Below are 23,557 nucleotides of genomic sequence, written 5' to 3'. Positions count from 1 at the left end.
TTTTATCAGACCACCATACCCAGCAGCAGACACCCTACCAGACCGCAGACGGAGATAATGGTTTCCAACATTGACCATGACTTGATGGTTTCACCGATGGTCAGGTTGAAGTACTCCTTGAACAGCCAGAACCCAGGATCGTTCACGTGGGAGAAGATGACGGAACCGGAACCAACCGCAATAACCATCAGCTCAGGGCTTACGCCGGTCGTTGCAATCAGCGGTGCCACAATCCCACCTGCAGTAATCGCTGCAACGGTTGCGGAACCCAGTGCGATACGCAGTACTGCAGCGATAGACCATGCCATCAGCAGCGGAGAAACGTTAGAGCCGTGCATCATTGAAGCGATGTATTTGTCTACGCCGCTATCAACCAGAACCTGTTTGAAGGCACCGCCACCACCGATGATCAACAGCATCATCGCGATGATTTTGATTGAGGACACCAGCGTGTCGTTAATCTGATCCATCGAACGTCCGCGGTTCAGACCAAAAGTGAACATCGCAATCAGCACCGCAATCAGCGTTGCCATGACCGGGTCACCGAGGAATTCTGCAACCGTCAGGAAAGCATGGCCTTTCGGCAGAATCATCTCCGCCACGGCGCGCATTGCCATCAGGATAACCGGGACCAGAGAGGTCCAGACGCTGACGCCAAAGCCTGGCATCTCTTCTTCAGTGAAGGTTTTTGCGCTGTACAGACCTTCCGGGATTGGCTTATCGATGCCTTTCAGGAAACGCGCGTATACCGGACCGGCGAGAATAACGGTCGGGATTGCCAGAATCGTACCAAACAGCAGAGTTTTACCCATATCTGCGTGGAAAATGGTGGCAATAGCGGTTGGACCCGGGTGCGGTGGCAGGAAGCCGTGAGTAACGGACAGCGCAGCCGCCATCGGCACACCAACGTACAGCAGCGGGATGTTAGCAGCGGCAGCAATGGTGAATACCAGCGGCAGCATCAGCACGAAGCCGACTTCGTAGAACAGGGCAAAACCGACGGTGAATCCGGTTAATACCACCGCCCACTGAATGTGTTTTTTGCCGAATTTAGCAATCAGCGTGGTTGCGATGCGCTGTGCGCCGCCGCAGTCCGCCAGCATTTTGCCCAGCATGGCGCCAAAACCCATAATCAGGGCGAGGCTGCCAAGGGTTCCGCCGACGCCGGCTTTAATCGAACCGATGACTTTATCCAGTGGCATCCCTTGCATCAATCCGACAGCAAGCGCCACCAGGACGAGAGCGATGAAGCCGTTCATTTTGAAACGGATCATCAGGAGGAGTAACAAGATTACACCGATAGCAACGATGACTAATGGCATGATTTACCTGGCCTTTACTTTGTTATGGGTAACGTCAGTGTTTAGATGACAAATTCCGATTGTCCCGACCGGGAACAGAGTATTCTCAGCACCAATGCTGGTTGCCTTCAAAACTAATCAGTTTAACTGGCTATTATGTGTGTGTTAGGTGCTGACACAAATGATACGGGTAACATGCTACGCTTGAAAATCACCTGGACAGGCAAAATTTAAAATATGAGAAGCTGGTCAAATTATGCGGGGGATTGTTGCAGGATAAATGCGAAGAAATGTTGGGGTGTAAGCCGGAGACCGCGATTACGCTACCACCCGGCATTAATGCCCGATAGCGACGCGGGTGCGTCTTATCGGGCCTACGGATACTCTACAGGTTCGGGCGTTAGTAGTAAGAGTGCTCGCCGCGCTGGTGTTCGGTTAAATCGCGAACGCCTTTCAGTTCAGGGAATTCAGCCAGCAGCTGCTTCTCTATACCTTCTTTCAGCGTTACATCTACCATTGAACAGCCGTTACAGCCGCCGCCAAACTGCAGAATGGCGTAGCCTTCATCGGTGATTTCCATCAGAGAGACACGACCACCGTGGCCAGCCAGCTGTGGGTTGATCTGCGATTGCAGCATGTACTCCACGCGTTCCATCAGCGGCGCATCATCGGCAACTTTACGCATTTTGGCGTTTGGTGCTTTCAGGGTCAGCTGGGAGCCTAACTGGTCGGTAACGAAATCGATTTCTGCATCTTCCAGATACGGTGCGCTCAGTTCATCAACATATGCGGTCAGCAGGTCAAATTTAATGGCGGTGTCGGTTGCTTCCACGGCGTCCGGCGGACAATAAGAAACGCCGCATTCAGCGTTAGGCGTGCCGGGATTAATCACAAATACGCGGATTTGTGTCCCTTCTTCCTGATTTGCCAGCAGTTTGGCAAAGTGCGCTTGTGCAGCATCGGAAATATGGATCATAGTAATGGCCTAATAGTTGACTATTTTACTTGGTTATAATACGCCCATCATCGAGGCTCTACAAGGTTCGACACAGGCACCATACCTGGACAGTCGCCGCGCCGTTGCGTAAAAGCAGCTGCGCGATTTCCGCGACGGTACTTCCGGTAGTGACGACATCATCCACAATAACCATATGGAGTCCCTGCACCGGCAATTCAAGGCGAAAGGCATTTTTCAGGTTACGTTTACGTAATCGGGCGCTGAGATGGTGCTGTGTGGCGGTTGCCCGAACCCGCGAGATGGTCCGGCTGTCCCAGTCGCAACCCAGCCAGCGTGCCAGCGGACGGCACAGTAAATCGCTCTGATTAAACCCTCTGCGCCAGTGTCGGCGTTGCCAGAGCGGGACGCTGACCAGCCTGTCCGGTAGAGGAAGGCCGCTGGTGCGCCGGGCCTGTAGTACCTCCAGCAACAACAAACGTGAAAGAGCTGAGGCTGTTTCGCTGCGTCGTGAAAACTTGAGCTGGTGGATAAGCCCGCTCAACGGCGGAACATAGTCGCTGACGGTAACCAGTCTCTGCCACGGCGGCGGTTTTTGCAGGCAGCGCCCACAGGGAATGACGGTATGAGCGGCAGGGAGTCCACATTGAGGGCACAGGCTGGCGTGTTGACGCGTTGCCCGCGTACAGACTGAGCAGATCCCCCAATGCCCTAACGTCAGGGGCATTCGGCATAGCCAGCACAATCCCGGTACTGTTAGCATAGATGCATCCTTTCAGGCTAAAAGAGAACAATAACTGATGAATGACATCTGGTGGCAGACCCAGGGTTCGGGAAATTGCCATCTTGTGCTGCTGCACGGATGGGGACTGAATGCGCAAGTGTGGCATTGCATAAGCGAGGAACTGAGCTCGCATTTTACGCTGCATCTTGTCGACTTACCGGGATTTGGTCGTAGCCAGGGTTTCGGTGCAATGTCGCTGGAAGAGATGGCTGAGCGGGTATTGAAACAGGCACCGGAGAAAGCTATCTGGCTCGGCTGGAGTCTGGGCGGGCTGGTCGCGAGTCAGGTAGCGTTAACGCATCCTGAGCGTGTTCAGGCGCTGGTGACCGTCGCGTCTTCCCCTTGCTTTAGCGCGCGGGATGAGTGGCCGGGAATCAAGCCAGAGGTGCTGGCAGGCTTCCAGCAGCAGCTGAGCGAAGATTTCCAGCGTACGGTGGAGCGTTTTCTGGCATTGCAAACGATGGGCACAGAAACTGCGCGTCAGGATGCGCGAGCGCTGAAGAAAACGGTGCTGGCTTTACCCATGCCGGACGTCGAGGTGCTCAATGGTGGACTTGAGATCCTGAAAACGGTCGATCTGCGAGAACCGCTGTGCGCGGTGGAAATGCCTTTCCTGCGGTTGTACGGCTATCTTGACGGGCTGGTGCCGCGCAAAGTCGTCCCAATGCTGGATGCACTGTGGCCGCAGAGCGAGTCTTTGGTGTTTGCCAAAGCGGCGCATGCGCCGTTTATCTCGCATCCCGCCGAATTCTGTGCAGCGCTTGTGGCGTTAAAACAGAAACTATAAATTTGATGTGTTGCCCGGTGGTGCCATGCTCGCCGGGCCTGAGATTAATGGCTGCGCGTAGCCAGATCCTCAGCGGTCAGGCCAGTAATTCTGAAGATGGTTAGTGGGTCTATACCATCAGCCTGCATGGTTGATGCAATACGTAATGCTTCCTCTCGTTTGCCTTGTTGCAGACCCGTTTGTAACCCTTCTTGCAACCCTTTCCTATGGCCTTCCTGAAGACCATTAAGGTGCCCTTCCTGTCGTAATCTTTCGGCGATAGTCATCAACTTGTCCTTATGTTGGGGTAAACGTTCGGCGACTTCATGAAGAAACTCGCCAAAGTGTGTGGTGTTACCAGCCTGCATTAAATAATTAAACAAGGCTTTCAACTGGTTGTCATTAGCGTGTCCTTTAACAAGCAGGATGGCCAGTTTTTCTACCAGCCCCATCAAATCGCGTTTACGAATATGCTTTTGGATGAGCTCCAACAGCGCCATCCGGCGATGCTGCATAATCTTGTCATCGGGCACAACAGTGATATCGATCAGTGGAAACGCGGTGCTATACCTGAGAAAAAAGATGACGAGACTCTACTTCCCAGGTTACCAGTAATCATCCACGAATTAACAACGATGCGCGGCTGGCTGGAGGATAGATCTTTTTTGCTGAAATAATGAAATCTGTGTGGAATCCATTACGCAAAAAAGCCGGATATCAGCGTAAACGCGTTATCCGGCCTGGACGTTTGCATCATTTGTAGGCCGGATAAGCGTAGCGCCATCCGGCAAAGAGCATCTGATTAGCGTAAAGCCCACCACTCGCGCAGGCAGGCTTTACCTTCCGGGCAACTTTTGCAGCTTCCGGAAAGACACCCGTCGGCATCTTCCTGAATCCGCACCGCTTTGCCCATCTTTTCTAACTGATTCAACATGGCGTCAATCATGGGCTGCGGGGTATGCAGCGTGTGGCTAATTTGTGTAGCCTCCATGCGCCCCCGCAAAGCCAGTAAATCACGAACCTGAATAAGCGATGCCATTGTCGATAACCTTAGTGGCAATCGCCAGTCGTGCTGGAACAGCAGGAACTCGCCGTCCTGTTGGTTGCCAGCAGTGCGAGGTCCACGCGGCTGCGAGCTCGGCGCAGCAGGCCCAGCAACACGATGTTAAACAGGATGACCGCTAAAATGCACACCAGGCTGTAGGTCGGGTGCTCTTTGTAGCTGACTGTCTGATAAAACAGCGTCGACAGAGAGTAGGCGATATTCAGGCCCCACAGAATCGAGAAGCTCATCCAGCCACGGCTGGATTCACGGGCGATAGCGCCCATCACTGAAATGCACGGTACATACAGCAGAACAAAGATCAGATAGCTGTACGCGGCGGCGGCACTGCCAAATTTCTCGCCCATCACGCCCATTGCACCGGTAGCCATTTCACCGTCACCCTTGCTGGCTTCGATAGGGTTAGCCAGCACGCTCAGGCTGAAAGTGTCTTTCAGGCTTTGCCAGGTTTCATCTACCGCGCCGAGCAGCTCATCACCGAGGTGGAAATCTGCCGGGTTGAACTCTTCTTCCTGAATGTTTTCTGCGGTATAGAGCGTGTTCAGCGTACCGACAACCACTTCTTTCGCCATCGCGCCGGTGAACAGACCTACGGTTGCCTGCCAGTTATCTTCGTGAACACCAATCGGTTTAAAGACTGGGGTAATGACGCGGCTAACGGAAGCCAGAGCAGAGTCGTTGATATTGTCGACGATTTTCCCGCTCAGTGAGAAGCTGTTAAACGCGCTGAGGAAAATACTGACGATGATGATGACTTTACCTGCACGCAGAACGAAGCCTTTCAGACGTTGCCAGGTTTGAATGATCAGACTCTTAATGTGCGGTACGTGATATACCGGCAGCTCCATCACGAACGGCGTTGCTTCGCCACGCATGATGGTGTGTTTGAGCATCAGGCCGGTCAACACCGCCATGACGATACCCAGTACGTACAGCGAGAAGACCGCCAGCGCGCCGTTCTGACCAAAGAACGCGGCGGCAAAGACGGCGAAAATCGCCAGACGTGCGCCGCAGGACATAAATGGCGCCATCATGATGGTCATCAGACGCTCACGCGGGGCATCCAGCGTACGTGCGCCCATCACTGACGGTACGTTACAGCCAAAGCCGACGATCAGCGGGACGAACGATTTGCCCGGCAGTCCCAGCGCCTGCATCAGACGGTCCATCACAAACGCAGCGCGCGCCATGTAGCCGGAGTCTTCAAGGAAGGAGAGGAACAGATACATCATGCCGATTTGTGGCACCAGCGGCAGCACGGTGTTAATCCCGCCGCCAAGGCCCTGGGCCAGGAAGATGGTCAGCCAGTCCGGGAAATGCAGCGTATAGCCAATCCACTGAATACCATGGATAAAGAGTGCCACGGAGCCAACATCAAACAACGGCTGCAGCGCGCCGCCAATGTTGATGGCAAGCAGGAACATCAGGTACATCACGAACAGGAAAATCGGCAGACCGAGGAAGCGGTTGAGGATAATTTTATCTACCGCGGTGGTGAAACGGCTCGGCTCTGCCGTCAGGGTATTACTGACGGTATCGCAGATAGCAGCAATGCACTGGTAACGTGCATCGGCAATATGTAGCGCCGGGTCGTCCATTGTCTCACTCAGGCGAGCAACAGCGGCATCAAGGTTTTGTGCTGCATCACCGGCGTAAGCACGGCTGTAGATATCGCCTTCGAGCATCTGCAGGCCTAGCCAGCGGCGCTGTTTAAGCGGCATATCTTTGGCCATTGCGTCGGCGAGGGAATCAGCTTCTTGCAGCAGCGGCTGGGCATAATGGACCAGCTCAACGGTGTCGTTTTCTTTGTAGCGATCGATCGCCAGCTTCAGTGCTTCAATGCCGCGGGCGCGGGTGGATACCAGTGGAACCACCGGACAGCCAAGACGAGCGGAGAGGGCGTCGATATCGATACGGATTTGCTGTTTCTCAGCAATATCCAGCATGTTCAGTGCGACGATACAGGGAATACCCAGCTCAAGCAGTTGCAACGTCAGGTAGAGGTTGCGTTCAAGGTTTGAAGCATCGACCACGTTGATCAAGAGATCCGCGTCGCCGCTTAAAATATAGTGACAGGCAATCTGCTCATCGAGAGAGGTTTGGGATGAGATTGTCGTCAGAGAATAGGTGCCGGGTAAATCGACCAGCGTGACCTGGTGGTCCGTCGTGGCGAAATGGCCTTCTTTACGCTCAACGGTAACGCCAGCCCAGTTGCCTACACGCTGGCGCGCGCCGGTGAGCTGGTTGAATAAGGTTGTCTTGCCGGAATTAGGATTACCAATTAAACCAATGGTTAGTTTTTTCATTTTTATAGACTCACTGTATTAACAGGAAACCGCTTCCACTTCTAATAACGCCAGATCCTTCTTACGCAATACCAGACTTACGCGACGCGTTTCGATATGAATAGGATCGCCGAGCGGGGCGACGCGTACCACGTTGAAGGATGAGCCGGGTAGCATGCCAAGTGACAACAGTTTCTGACGATAAGCCGGGCTGATTTCACGGGCAAAACCGGTAATTTTCCACGCACTGTCAGGAGTGAATTGCATAGGGACCTACTTATATCTCGCTAACTGGATGATTACCTCATGGGGCGACAGGGCGGCATGAGACCAGATGATTAGCCAACGTAAGGAAAGAGTAAATAATCAACAAATCAATGATAATGAGAATGGTTTCTATCATCAATAGAATAAATGTGACGGAATGTACAATTGGATAATAATTTGAGCCAATTTTGATATTCCTCAATATTTATTCTGGTTGGAAACGAGTGATTCGCGGAAGTAATTATTGGGGATCTTAATGTTTAATTAAGGTTTCATCTGTTAATGAAGTGATAAATATATTGTGGTGCAAAGCGGGACATAGATTAAATATGCCGGATGACGACGCTCATGCGTCTTATCCGGCCTGCAAATTAATGGCGATAACCTGGCCGGACAGGGCGTTTACACCACCATCCGGCACAGGGTTTAAACTTAGCGTTTTTTACCCATCGCCGCCGCCAGCGCATCCATCATGGCGCTGTTGCCCGCAGGCTGTGCGTCACGGCCACGTGGTTTCGCGGCTTTTGGCGTCGGGCGATTACCCTGAGTGCGATCGTTATTCCCGCCGCCGCGACGCGCATTGGTTTCACCCGGCTGCTCGTCCAGACGCATGGTCAGCGCGATACGCTTACGCTGCAGGTCCACTTCCAGCACTTTCACCTTCACAATGTCGCCTGCTTTCACCACGGTGTGCGGATCTTCGACGAACTTATTCGACAGCGAAGAGATATGCACCAGACCATCCTGATGAACGCCGATATCAACAAATGCGCCGAAGTTGGTGACGTTGGTGACTGCCCCTTCCAGAATCATTCCCGGCAGCAGATCGTTCATGGTTTCTACGCCATCGGCAAACTGCGCGGTTTTAAATTCAGGACGCGGATCGCGGCCCGGCTTTTCCAGCTCTTTGATGATGTCGGTGACGGTCGGCACCCCGAAGCGTTCGTCGGTAAAATCAGCGGCTTTCAGATTACGCAGTTCGCTGCTGTTACCCATCAGATCACGCAACGATTGCTCGGTGGCAGCCAGAATGCGTTCCACAACCGGATAAGCTTCCGGGTGAACGGTAGAGGCATCCAGCGGGTTATCGCCGTGGTTGATACGCAGGAAGCCCGCGCACTGTTCAAAGGCTTTAGGCCCAAGACGGCTGACTTTTAACAGTTGCTGACGGTTCTGGAATTGACCGTTCTCATCACGCCAGGCAACGATATTCTGCGCCATCATGCGCGTCAGACCAGCAACACGGGTCAGCAGCGGTACGGAGGCGGTATTCAGATCGACGCCGACGGCGTTCACGCAGTCTTCCACCACCGCATCCAGCTTGTGCGCCAACTGAGTCTGGCTTACGTCGTGCTGATACTGGCCCACGCCGATAGATTTCGGATCGATTTTTACCAGCTCAGCCAGCGGATCCTGCAGACGACGGGCGATAGACACCGCGCCACGCAGAGATACGTCGAGGTCCGGGAACTCCTGCGCCGCCAGTTCGGATGCGGAGTAAACCGACGCGCCGGCTTCACTGACGATCACTTTCTGCGCGGTCACTTGCGGGAACTGCTTTTGCACGTCGAGGAAGAAACGCTCGGTTTCGCGCGACGCCGTACCGTTACCAATCGCCACCAGTTCAACGTTGTGTTTTTCACACAGCGCCGCAACGGCAACGGCGGCTTTGGCGGCCTGACCGGTATGCGGATAAATGGTGTCGGTCGCGACCAGCTTGCCGGTACCGTCAACCACTGCCACTTTTACACCGGTACGCAGACCTGGATCGAGGCCCATGGTGGCGCGCAGCCCGGCCGGAGCGGCCATCAGCAGGTCATGCAGGTTACGGGCAAAGACGTTGATAGCTTCATCTTCCGCACGTTCGCGCACGGTACCCATCAGCTCCGTTTCGAGGTGCATCAGCACTTTGATGCGCCAGGTCCAGCTAACCACGCCTTTACGCCAGCTGTCTGCTGGGGCGTTGTTCAGGCGTAGTCCCAGGTGATCCCGGATAATCTGCTCGCCGTGGCTCTCTTTTGGTGGCTCATCGAATTGCGGATCGGCATTCAGTGAAAGTTGCAACACGCCTTCGTTACGGCCACGGAACATGGCCAGCGCACGGTGGGAGGGCACGGAAGAAATCGGTTCGTGGTGATCGAAGTAGTCGCGGAACTTAGCGCCTTCCTCTTCTTTACCGCTTACCACGGTGGCGACCAGGTGGGCGTTTTTCCACAGATAATCACGTACTTTCGCCAGCAGAGCAGCGTCTTCAGCGAAGCGCTCCATCAGAATGTAGCGCGCGCCGTCAAGGGCGGCTTTGGTATCCGCCACGCCGTTTTCGGCGTTGAGATATTTTGCGGCTTCCGTTTCCGGGTCGTGAGACGGTTCGTTCCACAACAGGTCTGCCAGCGGCTCCAGTCCGGCCTCAATGGCGATCTGCCCACGGGTGCGGCGCTTAGGTTTGTACGGCAGATAGAGGTCTTCGAGTTCGGTCTTACTTAACGTGCCGTTGATCGCTTTCGCCAGATCGTCGGTCAGTTTGCCTTGCTCGCCGATAGATTTCAGGATTGCCTGACGGCGGTCTTCCAGTTCACGCAGATATCCCAGACGGGTTTCCAGATTACGCAGTTGCGTATCGTCCAGACCGCCGGTGATTTCCTTACGATATCGTGCGATAAACGGCACGGTGTTCCCTTCGTCAAGCAGGCGAACGGCAGCTTCTACCTGTTCAGCACGAGCCTGAATTTCACCTGCGATAATGCGGCAGAAAGAATCATTCATCATGGATAGCTTCGTCTATAGGATAAAAAATCAGGGGATAGTTATACGGATTGACTGGCAAAAATGCCAGCCATCTGCCGGGGCTTCGGATTGTTCCGGTCTCACTTCACGTATTCAATCTCATTCACGTACCAGCTGGCTTCGCCACCTGGGGTGTTTACTACTGCGAGATCGCCGACCTCTTTTTTCAATAGCGCCCGCGCCATTGGTGAGTCGATTGAGATGTAATCCTTACGACCGAAGATCTCATCGTAGCCAACAATACGGAATTTGCGGATGTCGCCATCGTCATTTTCAATCTCAACCCATGCGCCAAAGAAGACTTTGCCTTCCTGCTGTGGGGAGTAATCGACGATTTTTAGATTCTCCATGCACTTGGTCAAATAACGGACGCGGCGGTCGATCTCACGCAGGCGCTTTTTATTATACTGGTAGTCGGCATTTTCGCTGCGGTCACCCAGACTTGCGGCCCAGGTAACTTTTTTGGTGACTTCCGGGCGCTCTTCACGCCAGAGATAATTCAGCTCTTGTTTAAGTTTTTCATACCCTTCACGGGTTATCAGGGGCGTTTTCATCTTATTGTTTTACCTTCGACTCTGTGATGATGCGCACAATTAGTATTACGTGAGCATATCAACAGAATAAATAATGTATTGCGAGAAACATTGTATACTTAAGCTGCTGTTTAATATGCTTTGTAACAATTTAGCCTGGAATTCATACCAGAATTCGCTGGTGACTCACGTTAGCTTTCTTAAGAATATACACTTAATTGTTGCGAACCTTTGGGAGTAATAACAATGCAAGAGAACTATAAGATTCTGGTGGTCGATGACGACATGCGCTTGCGTGCGCTTCTGGAGCGTTATCTGACCGAGCAGGGCTTCCAGGTTCGAAGCGTCGCAAACGCTGAGCAGATGGATCGTCTGCTGACCCGTGAGTCCTTTCACCTGATGGTGCTGGATTTAATGCTGCCGGGAGAAGACGGCCTGTCTATTTGCCGTCGCCTGCGCAGCCAGAGCAACCCGATGCCGATCATTATGGTCACAGCGAAGGGTGAAGAAGTTGACCGTATCGTAGGGCTGGAAATCGGCGCCGACGATTACATCCCGAAACCGTTTAACCCGCGTGAGCTGCTGGCACGTATTCGTGCAGTTCTGCGACGTCAGGCGAATGAACTGCCGGGCGCACCTTCTCAGGAAGAAGCGGTTATCGCTTTTGGTAAGTTCAAGCTGAACCTTGGTACGCGTGAAATGTTCCGCGAAGATGAGCCGATGCCGCTCACCAGTGGGGAGTTTGCGGTTCTGAAAGCGCTGGTAAGCCACCCGCGCGAGCCGCTGTCCCGCGACAAGCTGATGAACCTCGCCCGTGGTCGAGAATATTCTGCGATGGAACGTTCTATCGACGTCCAGATCTCCCGTCTGCGCCGCATGGTGGAAGAAGATCCGGCTCATCCACGCTACATTCAGACCGTATGGGGTTTGGGCTACGTCTTTGTTCCGGACGGTTCTAAAGCATGAGGCGAATGCGCTTCTCACCACGAAGTTCGTTTGCCCGCACGTTATTGCTCATCGTCACCTTGCTGTTTGCCAGCCTGGTGACGACATACCTGGTAGTGCTGAACTTCGCGATTCTGCCGAGCCTCCAGCAGTTTAATAAGGTCCTGGCGTACGAAGTTCGTATGCTGATGACCGATAAACTGCAGCTGGAGGACGGTACGCAACTGGTGGTGCCGCCCGCATTCCGCCGGGAAATTTATCGTGAGCTGGGTATTTCTCTCTATTCCAACGAGGCTGCTGAAGAGGCCGGACTGCGTTGGGCGCAACATTATGAATTCTTAAGCCATCAGATGGCGCAGCAGTTGGGTGGCCCAACGGAAGTCCGCGTTGAGGTAAACAAAAGCTCGCCGGTCGTGTGGCTGAAAACCTGGCTGTCGCCCAATATCTGGGTACGCGTGCCGCTTACAGAAATTCATCAGGGTGACTTCTCGCCGCTGTTCCGCTATACGCTAGCGATTATGCTGCTGGCTATCGGTGGGGCGTGGCTGTTTATCCGTATCCAGAACCGGCCATTGGTGGATCTTGAACATGCGGCGCTGCAGGTGGGGAAAGGTATCATTCCGCCGCCGTTGCGTGAGTATGGCGCTTCAGAGGTGCGCTCCGTAACCCGAGCCTTTAACCATATGGCCGCGGGCGTGAAGCAGCTGGCCGATGACCGTACGCTGTTAATGGCGGGCGTGAGCCACGATTTACGTACCCCGCTGACGCGTATTCGTCTGGCGACGGAAATGATGGGCGAAGAGGACGGTTATCTTGCGGAGTCCATCAATAAGGACATCGAAGAGTGTAACGCCATCATCGAGCAGTTCATCGATTACCTGCGTACCGGTCAGGAGATGCCAATGGAGATGGCAGATCTGAACTCGGTGCTGGGTGAAGTGGTTGCGGCAGAAAGCGGCTACGAACGTGAAATCGAAACTGCGCTGCTGCCGGGCAGCATTCAGGTGAAGATGCACCCGCTGTCGATCAAGCGTGCGGTTGCCAATATGGTGGTTAACGCCGCCCGCTACGGCAACGGCTGGATTAAGGTCAGTAGCGGAATGGAGCAGCATCGCGCCTGGTTCCAGGTAGAAGATGATGGTCCGGGCATCAAGCCGGAGCAGCGTAAGCACCTGTTCCAGCCGTTTGTCCGCGGCGACAGCGCGCGCAGTACCAGCGGCACGGGCCTGGGGCTGGCGATTGTGCAGCGTATTATTGATAACCATAACGGTATGCTGGAGATTGGTACCAGTGAACGCGGTGGGTTGTCGATTCGTGCATGGCTTCCGGTTCCCTTCACTCGCGCGCCGGGCAACACGAAAGACGCATAACAAAGAGAGGCGAAATGCCTTAATGCTCGTCAGTTAAGCATGTATGGTGAACATGTGATTCTTGCTCAGGGTTCCGTTCACCTCAGCGATGTCATTTCTCTGAAGCGCTGATGCCCGTGAACGTGCAAGGAAGGCTCACCGCCGCCTCCCTTGCAACCCAGGCTCCCGGCGGGAAAATCGTCGCTGCGCGAGTTATTCGTCTTATGCCGTCTGCCTGTCGGGTCGGGGCCGAGCCTGCATCCATGCAGGCCATCCCCTCTGCCCGCATCCCAGCGGGCAGTCCCGGTCAGCCGTCAACGCCTCATCGATTTTCAGCCGGACCAGGGTGTCGCTTCAGCGCTCTGGCTTTCAGCTACATCCGTTTTGCTGTTCACAGGTATTCAAGTAAAAGCTCAGGTGGTCAGGCGCGGCTGGTCCGGCTGAAAATTGCCGACGTGTTTCCGTAAGGCCGGGAGAGCCAGCATGGATGCTGGCTCAGGGCGCGCTTTGCAGGGACGCTTCCTCGCGCCCGGCCCGGAAGCCTGGAGGAATAAGCGGAGGGTATTGCGTAGCAACAATTTTCCCGCCGGGAGCCGGGATTGTAAAGGGCGTGGCGGAAAACGCCCTTTACACGTTCACGGGAATCCGTGTTTCAGAGAAACAATGAGCATGAGCTGAACGGAACTCTATCTCCGGGATAGCATGTTCTTTACCTCCGCCAGTTTACTGAAACTGAGGCGCTAACTGACTGGCATTAAGGCGAAATGCCTCCCTTTTTGTTTGCGGGATAGGCCGTAAAATAACGGACTTAAATTGCTTTTAATTGATTAATTATAAAAGGATTTCTTTGAATTAATAAAAGCAGTTTTCTGGGTGCTCCTGTGGGCTGGCGTCGTTTCGTTTCCCAGCTTTTAACCAGGTCATAACTCACGCCAACGGCGATGGCAAAATCCTGTTGGCGTAACCCTGTTGCTTCGCGGATGGCTTTAACATCAATTTCGCTAAAGGTATGTACATGTTCAGGCTTAGGTGTTTCTTCACCCTTCTCTATACGCACCATTTCTTCTGCACTGGCCAGCAAATCGGCAAATAATTCGTCTTTCATTTTGGCCTCACCACACCGGATAGCGGTGTCCTGATGATTAAAATTCCCATGATTAAATCAGCATATTGGATAAGTGCATTAAAACTCTTTTTTGCTCTTCGGTTAAATCATCCTGTTCATTTTTAGGATAGAGCAAAGCGAGATAGATTCGACCTTTGCGCGTCACGTTGTAATAAATAACCCTAATACCGCTGCGTTTGCCCATACCAGAGCGGCTCCAGCGAATTTTTCTGAATCCACCTGTACCAGCGATAGTATCTCCAGCCTCAGGGTTCTCTATAAGCGTCTCTTGAAAGGCGCGAAACTCATCGTCAGGCAAAAGTAACGGACGGCGTTTACTAAATCCTTGTAGCTCAATAAATGTGAACATAGCGCGTCCTGCGCATGGGGTTGATAGTACAGATTATAGGTGTACGGAGTACATTTTAAAAGATAGACACAATAAAAAACCCCTTATCCTCTCGGATAAGGGGCTATATAACGAATCAAAAATTACAGCTTCGGTCCGGCGCTAACCAGCGCTTCACCTGCAGGGGTATCGGTATATTTCTCGAAGTTCTCGATAAACAGCTTCGCCAGCGCATTGGCTTTTTCCTGCCACTGCTCCGGAGACGCGTAGGTATTCCGCGGATCGAGAATGCGAGTGTCCACGCCCGGCAACTCGGTCGGGATAGCCAGGTCAAACATCGGCAGACGGAACGTTTCCGCGTCATCCAGCGAACCGTTCAGGATGGCGTCGATAATCGCACGGGTATCTTTGATAGAGATACGCTTGCCGGTACCGTTCCAGCCTGTGTTAACCAGATACGCCTGTGCACCTGCCGCCTGCATACGTTTCACCAGCACTTCTGCGTACTGCGTTGGGTGCAGAGACAGGAATGCTGCGCCGAAGCAGGCAGAGAAGGTTGGGGTCGGTTCGGTGACGCCGCGTTCGGTACCGGCCAGTTTGGCGGTGAAGCCAGACAGGAAGTGGTACTGCGTTTGGTCTGCTGTCAGGCGAGAAACCGGCGGCAGCACGCCAAATGCGTCGGCAGTCAGGAAGATTACTTTGGTAGCATGGCCCGCTTTTGACACCGGCTTAACGATATTATCGATGTGATAAATCGGGTAGGAAACGCGGGTGTTCTCAGTTTTTGAACCATCATCGAAATCGATGGAACCATCTTCGCGCACGGTGACGTTTTCCAGCAGCGCGTCACGACGGATCGCGTTGTAGATTTCCGGCTCGGCATCTTTAGACAGTTTGATGGTCTTCGCGTAGCAACCGCCTTCGAAGTTAAACACACCGTCGTCATCCCAGCCGTGTTCGTCATCGCCAATCAGGCGACGTTTCGGGTCGGTGGACAGCGTGGTTTTACCGGTGCCGGACAGGCCAAAGAAGACTGCCACATCACCTTTTTCCCCGACGTTAGCCGAGCAGTGCATGGAGGCAATGCCTTTCAGCGGCAGCAGGTAGTTCATTACGGAGAACATACCTTTCTTCATTTCGCCGCCGTACCAGGTGCCACCAATCAACTGGATACGCTCAGTCAGGTTGAAAGCCACGAAGTTTTCTGAGTTCAGACCCTGCTCTTTCCACTGTGGGTTGGTGCATTTAGCGCCGTTCATCACGATGAAATCAGGTTTGAAATCAACCAGCTCTTCGTCGCTTGGGCGGATGAACATGTTTTTGACAAAATGCGCCTGCCAGGCAACTTCGGTAATGAAGCGCACGGAAAGACGGGTATCGGCGTTAGCGCCGCAGAAAGCATCAATGATAAACAGGCGCTTGCCGGAAAGTTGCTGGGTGACTAATCCTTTCAGATGCTGCCAGGTTTCCGGGGAGAGCGGTTTGTTGTCGTTCTTACCTTTACCTTTGTCGGACCACCACAGCGTGTCGCGCGTGGTGTCGTCACGGACAATGTACTTATCCTTTGGCGAACGTCCGGTAAAGATACCGGTATCAACGGCAACGGCGCCCAGATTCGTTAATACGCCACGTTCATAACCTTCCAGGTTTGGATCAAGTTCTTCCTGGAAAAGCATGTCGTAGTCTGGATTGTAAACGATATCCTGAACGTCATTGATACCATAAGCCTTGAGATCTTGCGGGGTTAAACTGTTGTTCACACGCATTTCACTGCTCCTTAGCCAATATGTATTACCTGGAATAGTAAGGTTTTTTAGGGATTGTTAACCGCGACAAGGCTCATAGATTTACGCATCCGGGAAAATCACGGGCGACCGAATGCGCTGCGACTCCTGTCACAAAGAGGCAGATATTATGGCAGGAAACCCTTTTTTGTTGTGGAAAATGTTCTTAAAACGTTAATGGAGAGTGTTTTTGGCGGGAATCTTGTGAGTGTAATCGCATTCACGTAAGAAATGAGTGTGGCTTATACATAAACAATATCGATTCACTTCCCGTCGTCGTGGTCTGAAATCGCTCTATCAATGCTCAAAATTGTGAAGTTGATGCGATAATTAGCTTTTCCCTTCATTCTGGATACTGACATGGATAGTGCTGAAATTTCACGTACGACGCGTTGGGGCATGATATTCATCGGCCTGTTGCAGGGGACATTATGCTATCTGCTGATGACATATCTGGCGCCCCATAATGAGGGCTGGCTGTTCTATGGCATGCCTGCGACGATTGCGATCACCTCGGCACTTTTGCTTACTGTTGTTTCTTTCAAACAACGCGCGCTGTGGTACTGGATGGCGCTGATCTTTGTTGTGGTGCTGGCGATGAGCGTCTGGCTAAAGTGGCAAGTCGAGGACAGTGATAAGTGGCGGCAACATGAAGTTTTTATGTTCTACGGTTGGCGCTTACTGCTGATGGCGATGCTTGCTTTGCCCTGGATTCAGTACTCGCTTCATGTCTCTCGTGAGCAGGCGCGTTACCCGCATTTTTATCGGCAATTGTGGCTTAATGCGTTGACGTTGCTGATTGTCTTTGTCGCCAACGGTTTGTTCTGGCTGGTGCTCCTGCTATGGAGCGAGATGTTTAAGCTGGTCGGTATTCCCTTCTTCAGCACGCTCTTCTTTGATACCGACTGGTTTGGCTATGTGGCCTTTGGTCTGATTACCGCACTGGCAGTGGTACTGGCCCGAACACAGTCGCGTCTGGTCACGGCGGTACAAAAATTACTGACGTTTATCGCCACCGGTCTGTTACCTCTGGTCGCGCTGTTGGCGCTGATGTTCATACTGACCTTACCCTTCACCGGGCTGGAGGCTATTTCGCAACGCGTGTCTGCGGCCGGGTTGATGTCAACGCTGACGCTGCTCCTGTTGCTGTTGATGGCTATCGTGCGTGAACCGCAAAAAGAGGCGTTACCCTATCCTGGCGCGTTACGCTACCTGATCAAATGCTCTCTGATTGTCGCGCCCATCTATATGCTGATTGCCGGTTGGTCACTGTGGGTGCGAATACAGCAGTACGGTTGGACGCCTGAGCGTTTGTATGGCGTGTTGGTGGTCGTGGTACTGCTGGTATGGTCGTTTGGCTATCTGGCCAGCATTTTGCGCCGCGGGCGCAATCCGCTTGAGCTTCAGGGGCCGGTCATTCTTGGCGTTTCGTTGCTGGCATTGGGGCTGTTGGTTCTGCTGTCATCGCCGGTTATTGATGCCTGGCGCATCAGCGTTAACAGCCATATGGGGCTGTATCACAGCGGGAAAATTAAACCGGATCAAGTCAGCCTGTATATGTTGGATCACAGCGGAAAACCGGGGCGCGCAGCGTTGGAAGCATTACAAAAAGATGTGGCGTTTAATCAAGACAGTAAACGCAGACGCGACTTGAATTCTCTGCTGCAAGGGCGCCGGGATCCGGTTAAAGAGCTAACCGCAACACAGTTAGTATCGAAGGTTGTGATGGCTCCGGGGAGCCAGAAGCCAGACGATGCGTTCTGGGCGTTTGTCAAAACACAGGGGTATCGCATCACCTCTTGTGCTGAGCAGAATGCGTGCGTACTGGTGAGTCAGGACCTCAATGCGGATGGTCATCCTGAGCAGGTGTTATATGCCTTTGGCGATGGGGAGAGTCTGATCTTCGGCATGCAAAAAAACAAATGGGATTTGTTAGCTGTTGCCAGGCTACCTGAAGGATTCACTAAGGATAAATTGCTGCAGGCGGTGGCGAATCAGCAACTGGGCTCAGCCCCCAGAATCTGGCGGGATATCACTATTGATGGCAAAAGACTGCCGATGACCTATTACACCGAGTGAGTGTGTTGCCGACATCGTTTTTGCCGGATGGCAGCGCGAACGTCTTATCAGGCCTACGACAGATTTTCCGTAGGCCTGATAAGCGCCGTGCCATCAGGCAAGACAGTGATTAATGAACCTGTGGATCGGCAGGGGAGGCATTGCTGCGGATCTCAGCAATATCCATGGCGTTAAACAGATAGTGGCTACCGCAGTAATCGCAGTGCATATCGATCTCGCCTTCTTCCGCCAGAATGCTGTCCACTTCTTCGTCCGGCAACGTTTTCAGTGCGCCCGCGCAGCGTTCGCGTGAACAGGTGCATTTGAACTCAACGTCCTGCGGATCGTAGAGAGTAACCTCTTCTTCGTGGTACAGGCGCCACAGCACTTCGTTGGCAGGCAGCGTCAGCAGCTCTTCGGCTTTGATGGTTTCGGTCAGGGCTGTCAGGTGATCGAAATCATCTGCCTGCGCGTTTTGCGCCGGCATTACCTGCAGCAGCATTCCGCCAGCAGCGGGTTTGCCATCAACGTCGCCAGTGCGGATGAACAGGCGTGTCGGCAGCTGTTCAGAACGCATGAAGTAATCTTCCAGACACGCTGCCAGCGTGTCACCTTCCAGACCGACCACGCCTTGATAACGCTCGCCTTCTTCCGGGGTAATGGTGATCACCAGGTAACCGTTGCCCACCAGCGTTTTCAGATCGGCATCTTCAGGAATATCACCCTGCATGCGGGCCACGCCGCGCATCTGCTGATTGTTGTTGCCGTTGATGACGGCCAGGCTCAGCGGACCATCACCCTGCAACTGCACAGTGATATCACCGGCAAATTTCAGCGTGGCGGTGAGCAGGCTGGTGGCAACCAGCAGCTCAGCCAGTACGTTTTTGACCGGTTGCGGGTAAGTATGATTTTCGAGGATCTGTTGCAGGGTTTCCGATACGGTCACCAGCTCGCCGCGCACGGCAAAGTTTTCAAACAGATAACGATGTAATTGGTCATGTTGCGGCATAATCATCTCTCTTGCAGGTGACAGTCACTCGCTGTCGCCGTGTTTAAATCGTAACAGATCGCGGCGCTCTTTCTTGTCCGGTCGTCTGTCCGGGTGCGGCATGGTTAACGCGTTAAGTTTACGCGCCAGCGCCATTTTTTCGCGTTTTTCCACGCTTTCCGCGGTTTCTTCATACAGCGTAACGGCTTCCGTTGCCGGGCGACGCTGCTCGGTAATGGCCTTGATAATGACTGTTCGTTCGTCATTTCCCTGGCGAAGGGTGAGGGTGGCGTTCAGCTCGACAATCTTGCTTGGCTTGCTGCGCTGGCCGTTGTAGTGCACCTTACCGCCTTCAACCATTTCGCGGGCTAGCGCACGCGTTTTGTAAAAGCGTGCAGCCCACAGCCATTTATCCAGCCTAACTTCAGCAGAGGGCTTTTCTTTCATGGCGTCTCCTTCACATCAGTGAGGGGATCAGTCGGCGGTAGTCATTCAGTGACGGATGGCGTGCGTACTGTTTTTCGGCGATGCCGGAGTCGGGATTGGTCACGCCGAGGCAGTAACGAATACCGTACAGAGCAGCGGCGTCGAGAATGGGTTCGCTGTCGTCAATAAACAACGTCTTCTCTGCACTCATTCCCGTTTCTTCAGCCACAGCGTGCCATAACCGCTGATCCTCTTTGGGATAACCAAATGTGTGGGTGGAAAGTAATAAATCAAGGTGTGAGGCCAGACCGGTATGCTCAAGCTTCACCGCCAGATTATGCGGATGCGCGTTGGTGAGCAAAATGCGGCGCTTGCCGCTGGCTTTTAAGGCATCAAGAAACGGTACGGTATCTTCGCGCAAAACGGCGCGCGGTCCCTGTTCCGTGGTCATGGCGCAAATATCCAGATCCAGGCACTCGCTCCAGTAATCAAGGCAATACCAGTTTAGCGTATGCTGCACGGCATGATACTGCTGACGAATATAGTCCTGAGCTTCCTGAGGAGAGATACCCTGCTTCGCGCCATAGGTTTCCGGCACCAGTTTTTGCCAGAAATAGTTATCGAATGCCAGGTCGAGCAGCGTGCCGTCCATATCTAACAACACGGTGTCGACATCCTGCCAGGCAATATTGATCTGCATGGAAACTCCCCAGAAGAAAACATGATGCGCGACAGGGTAGCATATCCTGTCGCGCGAGCGTGTTATCGAATCAGGCTTTCCGGGTTGTCAATCAGTGTTGGATTGAGGCAACTTTCATAGTAGCTCTGAATTTCCGCGATGCGGGTGCGGTGACGCTGGTAGCGTCTGAATGCCTGTATGCTGTTGTAGATAGCGCATCCGAGCATGGAGAACATCAGCAGCGTCGTGCCAAGGTAGCGCCATAAACCTGAGCGGTCCGGGATACGGTGCAGTCCAATGTGCTGGGTGCCATTGGCGTCAGTCGAAATATTGGTGACGATCCCCTCCGCGCGAAACGGCGTCTGCATTAGCATCTGTGCCAGGCGCTGGAAGGCGTTCCACTGTTCCTGAGGTGGATAGTCATATAGCGAGGTCGTCGGCCACGGCTGATCGACCAGATCGCTGCCTTCATCGCTGATAATCAGGAAACCGCCAGGGGCAGGGCTATTCAGCGCCTGGGCTGCTCGTGCAGTCTCGCGTGAAATAAACGGTGCCGTAGAGGTATTTACCAGATTATCCAGTGACTCTGCGCTTACCGGACGCAGCAGCACGTTCACGCCATCCAGTTTGCCTGCGTTTGCCCGTTTCACCAGCGCGGCCCAGTCTTTACTGTTACCGAGGTTAACCAGCGCATTTTTTAAGCGCACACATTCATCTTTGGCAGCACACAGATCGGCCGTTTTCAGGACAATCTCACCAAAATCGTCCAGTAATACCATGCCGGACTTTTGGATTGCTGAGCGTAGCGATGCGCTGACGCGAGAGTCATCGTCAGGTTTGGGATGCAGCTGACGGCTCACGGCCTGTGTGAGCGCGGTAGCCTTGTTCACCAGGTCAGACTCAGGCAGCGGCAATGCGCGCGCGTCATTCCAGATAATTTGCGAGCAATCGAAAGGCATAAACGGCGTGGCAGGCTGCGCATTCCAGCTTCCTTGGGTATGAATGTTACACATACCCGTACCACTCAGGTGCAGCGTGTCACCCACGCGAACGCCCGCGTTTTCGAGCTGTTTAACGCTGGTAGCTTCGATAGTTTGCGCGCCCTTCATCCAGGAGAGCGTGACCTTTATCGGCATATCCAGCGGGATCCAAAACAGCAGCATCAGCAGTACCAGCAACGAGCCGCCTGCGATGACGGCGTTGCGCAGCCAGTGCTGTAACGGGAAGTTTTTCACTTCATCGTGCAGAGATAAAAAACGCCCCTGGCGGGCAACGTGGCGATCGAGATAAATATCGATATCCGTTTGCTGGCCAAGGTCTTGGGCGATGTAAGGTTGCCAGTGAGGTGGGTAGATCAGATCAATAATACCCAGCGAGATATTATTAATTTGTTCCTGGTCGTTTTCGCCAAATAACCCCCAGCGACGTGGCGTACCGCGCAGACAATGAATTTCCCGCAGGGCGCTTTTGGACGGCGGGGCGAACAATCCCCACAGACCCGCAGCTAACAGCAACACCGCGCCACCAACTGCCCACGGAACAAACGTATTCGGGATAACCAAACAGAAAAAGAACAGCAGGAATGAGGCGGTTATCAGTAACGCCTCGCGCAATCCCGAAGGGCGGCTGAGCGCATATTCTTCATGGGTTTCCTGGCGAATATTCAGCAGTTCAATCTGCTCACTTTCTTCACCACGAATGGACGCCTGGGTAGAAGCGGTGTGCTGTAACGCATAACCTCGCGCTTCCTGCATATATTCCTGCAGCGTATGGCCGTTCAACGAGATAACCAGCGGTATCGTATTGGTGTGGATTATCTCAACGCTGTTTTCGTCGTTGATGTATTGTTCCCAGAAAGGGGGAAGATGTACCTCAACGGAATCAAGATAGTAGCGCCATTTGTTAGGATCGTCGGTGGTAATGCCGTAACGTGTAATCGAACGAGTAAGCACGATGACGCTATTACTTTGGGCATTCAACGTTAATGAGACCGGTGCAGCACTGGCTCCTGTGGGACCGGGTACTTGCTGAATTTGACTAAGGCTTTCGAGATAGTTTTCGACTGCGCTGCGTTCTTCAGGTGTGAGTTTACGTTTCGAGGCGTCTGAGAAGACGCTGCTCAAGGGTAAATTTTTCTGCCTGGATTTTGATTTGAGTAGCCATCCTGCAAGCAATGAGCAGGCCAGCAAAGCAGCTAAAAAAATCAGAATGGTGCTCATGCTTTCCCCATCTTACTTAGTCTGTCAGGCGTGGTCAGTCGCACCCTGTTCAATATTCGTGATTCTGTGGTTGGCTATCGGCAAGTGTGGAGTCGAACTTGAGCATCTTTAAGTACAGCCCAGTAAATGCGAATCATAGCAAAATCACCAAAAATGGAATATCAGCAAATTCCTGGAGTTATTTCAACCTATTGACTTTTAATTTGAAATAGGGATTAACTTTTAGTACGTTACATAAATGTAAATAAACGGCAATTCACATTGCCGAAACCGTGCGGTATATCGCACAATAACCCCAGATTTCACAGCAAAGATCCTCACAATGAGCAAATCATTACAGAAACCCACGATTTTGAAAGTGGAAACCATCGCCCAATCCCGGCTGTTTAAGGTCGAAAGCGTGGACCTTGAGTTCAGCAATGGCGTACGCCGCGTTTATGAACGTATGCGTCCATCCACGCGTGAAGCGGTAATGATTGTGCCGATTGTTGACGACCATCTGATCCTTATTCGCGAATACGCGGTCGGGACCGAGTCCTACGAACTGGGTTTTTCCAAGGGATTAATCGATCCTGGCGAAAGCGTGTTTGAGGCGGCGAATCGGGAGCTGAAAGAAGAGGTGGGGTTTGGCGCAAAAGATCTGACGTTTTTAAAGAAACTCAGCATGGCGCCATCTTATTTCTCCAGCAAGATGAACATCGTGGTGGCAGAGGACTTATATCCTGAATCGCTGGAGGGTGATGAACCTGAGCCATTACCGCAGGTGCGCTGGCCGCTGGCGCATTTGATGGACCTGCTGGAAGACCCTGATTTTCACGAAGCGCGTAATGTCAGTGCGCTGTTCCTCGTACGCGAATGGCTGAAAGGGCAGGGACGGCTTTAATTACGATTGCCAACTGATACCTTATCCAGCCTAC

20 protein-coding genes and 1 pseudogene are annotated in these 23,557 nt (G+C 53.0%); 5 read left to right on the top strand and 16 right to left on the bottom strand.

The genetic code is table 11. The features are described from left to right. Nucleotides 1-5: 5 nt before the first annotated feature. The 3 genes from gntT to gntX form a co-directional block, all read right to left on the bottom strand. Nucleotides 6-1,322 carry a gluconate transporter gene (gntT, locus tag SK38_RS20510; protein ID WP_003023507.1) on the bottom strand — a complete coding sequence of 439 codons (1,317 nt, stop codon included), beginning with the start codon at nucleotides 1,320-1,322 and terminating at the stop codon, nucleotides 6-8. A gap of 379 nt (nucleotides 1,323-1,701) precedes the next feature. Then, the gene (gene nfuA, locus SK38_RS20505; RefSeq protein ID WP_003023509.1) at nucleotides 1,702-2,277 is read right to left on the bottom strand and encodes a Fe-S biogenesis protein NfuA; all 576 of its coding nucleotides are present in this window, start codon (nucleotides 2,275-2,277) and stop codon (nucleotides 1,702-1,704) included. A gap of 58 nt (nucleotides 2,278-2,335) precedes the next feature. Then, nucleotides 2,336-3,019: a DNA utilization protein GntX gene (gntX, locus tag SK38_RS20500; protein ID WP_008786337.1), complete on the bottom strand. Its 684-nt coding sequence runs from the start codon at nucleotides 3,017-3,019 to the stop codon at nucleotides 2,336-2,338. A gap of 37 nt (nucleotides 3,020-3,056) precedes the next feature. Here gntX and bioH point away from each other — a divergent pair, with 37 nt between their 5' ends. Further along, nucleotides 3,057-3,827: a pimeloyl-ACP methyl ester esterase BioH gene (bioH, locus tag SK38_RS20495; protein WP_008786336.1), complete on the top strand. Its 771-nt coding sequence runs from the start codon at nucleotides 3,057-3,059 to the stop codon at nucleotides 3,825-3,827. A gap of 44 nt (nucleotides 3,828-3,871) precedes the next feature. Here bioH and SK38_RS20490 read toward each other — a convergent pair. The 6 genes and pseudogenes from SK38_RS20490 to greB form a co-directional block, all read right to left on the bottom strand. Further along, nucleotides 3,872-4,375: pseudogene (locus SK38_RS20490) on the bottom strand (Rpn family recombination-promoting nuclease/putative transposase); the annotation flags it as partial. A gap of 233 nt (nucleotides 4,376-4,608) precedes the next feature. Beyond that, a complete protein-coding gene (gene feoC / locus SK38_RS20485) occupies nucleotides 4,609-4,845 on the bottom strand; it encodes a [Fe-S]-dependent transcriptional repressor FeoC (protein WP_003023516.1) in 237 nt (78 codons plus the stop codon). Between the two features lie 11 nt (nucleotides 4,846-4,856). Continuing rightward, a complete protein-coding gene (feoB, locus tag SK38_RS20480; protein ID WP_003827652.1) occupies nucleotides 4,857-7,175 on the bottom strand; it encodes a Fe(2+) transporter permease subunit FeoB in 2,319 nt (772 codons plus the stop codon). An 18-nt stretch (nucleotides 7,176-7,193) separates the two neighbouring features. Then, the gene (gene feoA / locus SK38_RS20475; protein WP_003023519.1) at nucleotides 7,194-7,421 is read right to left on the bottom strand and encodes a ferrous iron transporter A; all 228 of its coding nucleotides are present in this window, start codon (nucleotides 7,419-7,421) and stop codon (nucleotides 7,194-7,196) included. 432 nt (nucleotides 7,422-7,853) lie between these two features. After that, nucleotides 7,854-10,187: a Tex family protein gene (locus SK38_RS20470; protein WP_048236946.1), complete on the bottom strand. Its 2,334-nt coding sequence runs from the start codon at nucleotides 10,185-10,187 to the stop codon at nucleotides 7,854-7,856. 98 nt (nucleotides 10,188-10,285) lie between these two features. Next, on the bottom strand, nucleotides 10,286-10,759 hold the full coding sequence (greB, locus tag SK38_RS20465; protein ID WP_003023524.1) for a transcription elongation factor GreB: 474 nt from the start codon (nucleotides 10,757-10,759) through the stop codon (nucleotides 10,286-10,288). 225 nt (nucleotides 10,760-10,984) lie between these two features. On the opposite strand from greB, the gene ompR reads away from it, so the two are divergent. Continuing rightward, nucleotides 10,985-11,704 carry an osmolarity response regulator transcription factor OmpR gene (gene ompR, locus SK38_RS20460; protein ID WP_001157751.1) on the top strand — a complete coding sequence of 240 codons (720 nt, stop codon included), beginning with the start codon at nucleotides 10,985-10,987 and terminating at the stop codon, nucleotides 11,702-11,704. Then, nucleotides 11,701-13,053 (top strand): two-component system sensor histidine kinase EnvZ, encoded by a 1,353-nt coding sequence (gene envZ, locus SK38_RS20455; RefSeq protein WP_003827658.1) that lies wholly within the window; start codon nucleotides 11,701-11,703, stop codon nucleotides 13,051-13,053. Before ompR ends, envZ begins: the two co-directional genes overlap by 4 nt. A 787-nt stretch (nucleotides 13,054-13,840) precedes the next feature. Here the strand turns inward: envZ and nadS are convergent. The 3 genes from nadS to pckA form a co-directional block, all read right to left on the bottom strand. Further along, the gene (nadS, locus tag SK38_RS20450) at nucleotides 13,841-14,137 is read right to left on the bottom strand and encodes a NadS family protein (protein WP_048236945.1); all 297 of its coding nucleotides are present in this window, start codon (nucleotides 14,135-14,137) and stop codon (nucleotides 13,841-13,843) included. A 52-nt stretch (nucleotides 14,138-14,189) separates the two neighbouring features. Further along, nucleotides 14,190-14,507, bottom strand: coding sequence for a type II toxin-antitoxin system RelE/ParE family toxin (locus SK38_RS20445; protein ID WP_047408175.1), 318 nt, complete (start codon nucleotides 14,505-14,507; stop codon nucleotides 14,190-14,192). A 122-nt stretch (nucleotides 14,508-14,629) separates the two neighbouring features. Further along, entirely contained in the window at nucleotides 14,630-16,252 is a 1,623-nt protein-coding gene (gene pckA, locus SK38_RS20440) for a phosphoenolpyruvate carboxykinase (ATP) (RefSeq protein ID WP_048236944.1), read from the bottom strand. Nucleotides 16,253-16,630: 378 nt separating this feature from the next. On the opposite strand from pckA, the gene SK38_RS20435 reads away from it, so the two are divergent. Next, nucleotides 16,631-18,349 carry a DUF4153 domain-containing protein gene (locus SK38_RS20435; protein WP_048236943.1) on the top strand — a complete coding sequence of 573 codons (1,719 nt, stop codon included), beginning with the start codon at nucleotides 16,631-16,633 and terminating at the stop codon, nucleotides 18,347-18,349. A gap of 109 nt (nucleotides 18,350-18,458) precedes the next feature. Here SK38_RS20435 and hslO read toward each other — a convergent pair whose 3' ends face one another. The 4 genes from hslO to igaA form a co-directional block, all read right to left on the bottom strand. Further along, complete coding sequence (hslO, locus tag SK38_RS20430) at nucleotides 18,459-19,337, bottom strand: Hsp33 family molecular chaperone HslO (protein WP_003023531.1); 879 nt, start codon at nucleotides 19,335-19,337, stop codon at nucleotides 18,459-18,461. A 24-nt stretch (nucleotides 19,338-19,361) separates the two neighbouring features. Beyond that, nucleotides 19,362-19,763: a ribosome-associated heat shock protein Hsp15 gene (gene hslR, locus SK38_RS20425; RefSeq protein WP_003837900.1), complete on the bottom strand. Its 402-nt coding sequence runs from the start codon at nucleotides 19,761-19,763 to the stop codon at nucleotides 19,362-19,364. Between the two features lie 10 nt (nucleotides 19,764-19,773). Next, the gene (gene yrfG, locus SK38_RS20420) at nucleotides 19,774-20,442 is read right to left on the bottom strand and encodes a GMP/IMP nucleotidase (protein ID WP_016157638.1); all 669 of its coding nucleotides are present in this window, start codon (nucleotides 20,440-20,442) and stop codon (nucleotides 19,774-19,776) included. A 62-nt stretch (nucleotides 20,443-20,504) separates the two neighbouring features. Then, nucleotides 20,505-22,640 (bottom strand): intracellular growth attenuator protein IgaA, encoded by a 2,136-nt coding sequence (gene igaA / locus SK38_RS20415; RefSeq protein WP_032945218.1) that lies wholly within the window; start codon nucleotides 22,638-22,640, stop codon nucleotides 20,505-20,507. Between the two features lie 322 nt (nucleotides 22,641-22,962). Here igaA and nudE point away from each other — a divergent pair, with 322 nt between their 5' ends. Continuing rightward, nucleotides 22,963-23,523 (top strand): ADP compounds hydrolase NudE, encoded by a 561-nt coding sequence (gene nudE / locus SK38_RS20410; protein ID WP_048236942.1) that lies wholly within the window; start codon nucleotides 22,963-22,965, stop codon nucleotides 23,521-23,523. The last annotated feature ends 34 nt before the right edge of the window (nucleotides 23,524-23,557 follow it).

The organism is Citrobacter sp. MGH110 (assembly GCF_001037515.1).
GTDB lineage: Bacteria > Pseudomonadota > Gammaproteobacteria > Enterobacterales > Enterobacteriaceae > Citrobacter > Citrobacter portucalensis.
The sequence above is the reverse complement of the archived record's forward strand: the minus strand, read 5'-3'. Positions and strand labels throughout refer to the sequence as shown.

What these genes read in the sequence shown, in the direction of transcription:
- SK38_RS20435 (WP_048236943.1), top strand. Translation starts at nt 16,631, where the DNA reads ATGGATAGTGCTGAAATTTCACGTACGACGCGTTGGGGCATGATATTC.
- greB (WP_003023524.1), bottom strand. Translation starts at nt 10,759, where the DNA reads ATGAAAACGCCCCTGATAACCCGTGAAGGGTATGAAAAACTTAAACAA.
- pckA (WP_048236944.1), bottom strand. Translation starts at nt 16,252, where the DNA reads ATGCGTGTGAACAACAGTTTAACCCCGCAAGATCTCAAGGCTTATGGT.
- feoC (WP_003023516.1), bottom strand. Translation starts at nt 4,845, where the DNA reads ATGGCATCGCTTATTCAGGTTCGTGATTTACTGGCTTTGCGGGGGCGC.
- yrfG (WP_016157638.1), bottom strand. Translation starts at nt 20,442, where the DNA reads ATGCAGATCAATATTGCCTGGCAGGATGTCGACACCGTGTTGTTAGAT.
- nfuA (WP_003023509.1), bottom strand. Translation starts at nt 2,277, where the DNA reads ATGATCCATATTTCCGATGCTGCACAAGCGCACTTTGCCAAACTGCTG.
- nadS (WP_048236945.1), bottom strand. Translation starts at nt 14,137, where the DNA reads ATGAAAGACGAATTATTTGCCGATTTGCTGGCCAGTGCAGAAGAAATG.
- hslO (WP_003023531.1), bottom strand. Translation starts at nt 19,337, where the DNA reads ATGCCGCAACATGACCAATTACATCGTTATCTGTTTGAAAACTTTGCC.
- SK38_RS20445 (WP_047408175.1), bottom strand. Translation starts at nt 14,507, where the DNA reads ATGTTCACATTTATTGAGCTACAAGGATTTAGTAAACGCCGTCCGTTA.
- igaA (WP_032945218.1), bottom strand. Translation starts at nt 22,640, where the DNA reads ATGAGCACCATTCTGATTTTTTTAGCTGCTTTGCTGGCCTGCTCATTG.
- feoA (WP_003023519.1), bottom strand. Translation starts at nt 7,421, where the DNA reads ATGCAATTCACTCCTGACAGTGCGTGGAAAATTACCGGTTTTGCCCGT.
- ompR (WP_001157751.1), top strand. Translation starts at nt 10,985, where the DNA reads ATGCAAGAGAACTATAAGATTCTGGTGGTCGATGACGACATGCGCTTG.
- hslR (WP_003837900.1), bottom strand. Translation starts at nt 19,763, where the DNA reads ATGAAAGAAAAGCCCTCTGCTGAAGTTAGGCTGGATAAATGGCTGTGG.
- gntT (WP_003023507.1), bottom strand. Translation starts at nt 1,322, where the DNA reads ATGCCATTAGTCATCGTTGCTATCGGTGTAATCTTGTTACTCCTCCTG.
- feoB (WP_003827652.1), bottom strand. Translation starts at nt 7,175, where the DNA reads ATGAAAAAACTAACCATTGGTTTAATTGGTAATCCTAATTCCGGCAAG.
- gntX (WP_008786337.1), bottom strand. Translation starts at nt 3,019, where the DNA reads ATGCTAACAGTACCGGGATTGTGCTGGCTATGCCGAATGCCCCTGACG.
- nudE (WP_048236942.1), top strand. Translation starts at nt 22,963, where the DNA reads ATGAGCAAATCATTACAGAAACCCACGATTTTGAAAGTGGAAACCATC.
- envZ (WP_003827658.1), top strand. Translation starts at nt 11,701, where the DNA reads ATGAGGCGAATGCGCTTCTCACCACGAAGTTCGTTTGCCCGCACGTTA.
- bioH (WP_008786336.1), top strand. Translation starts at nt 3,057, where the DNA reads ATGAATGACATCTGGTGGCAGACCCAGGGTTCGGGAAATTGCCATCTT.
- SK38_RS20470 (WP_048236946.1), bottom strand. Translation starts at nt 10,187, where the DNA reads ATGATGAATGATTCTTTCTGCCGCATTATCGCAGGTGAAATTCAGGCT.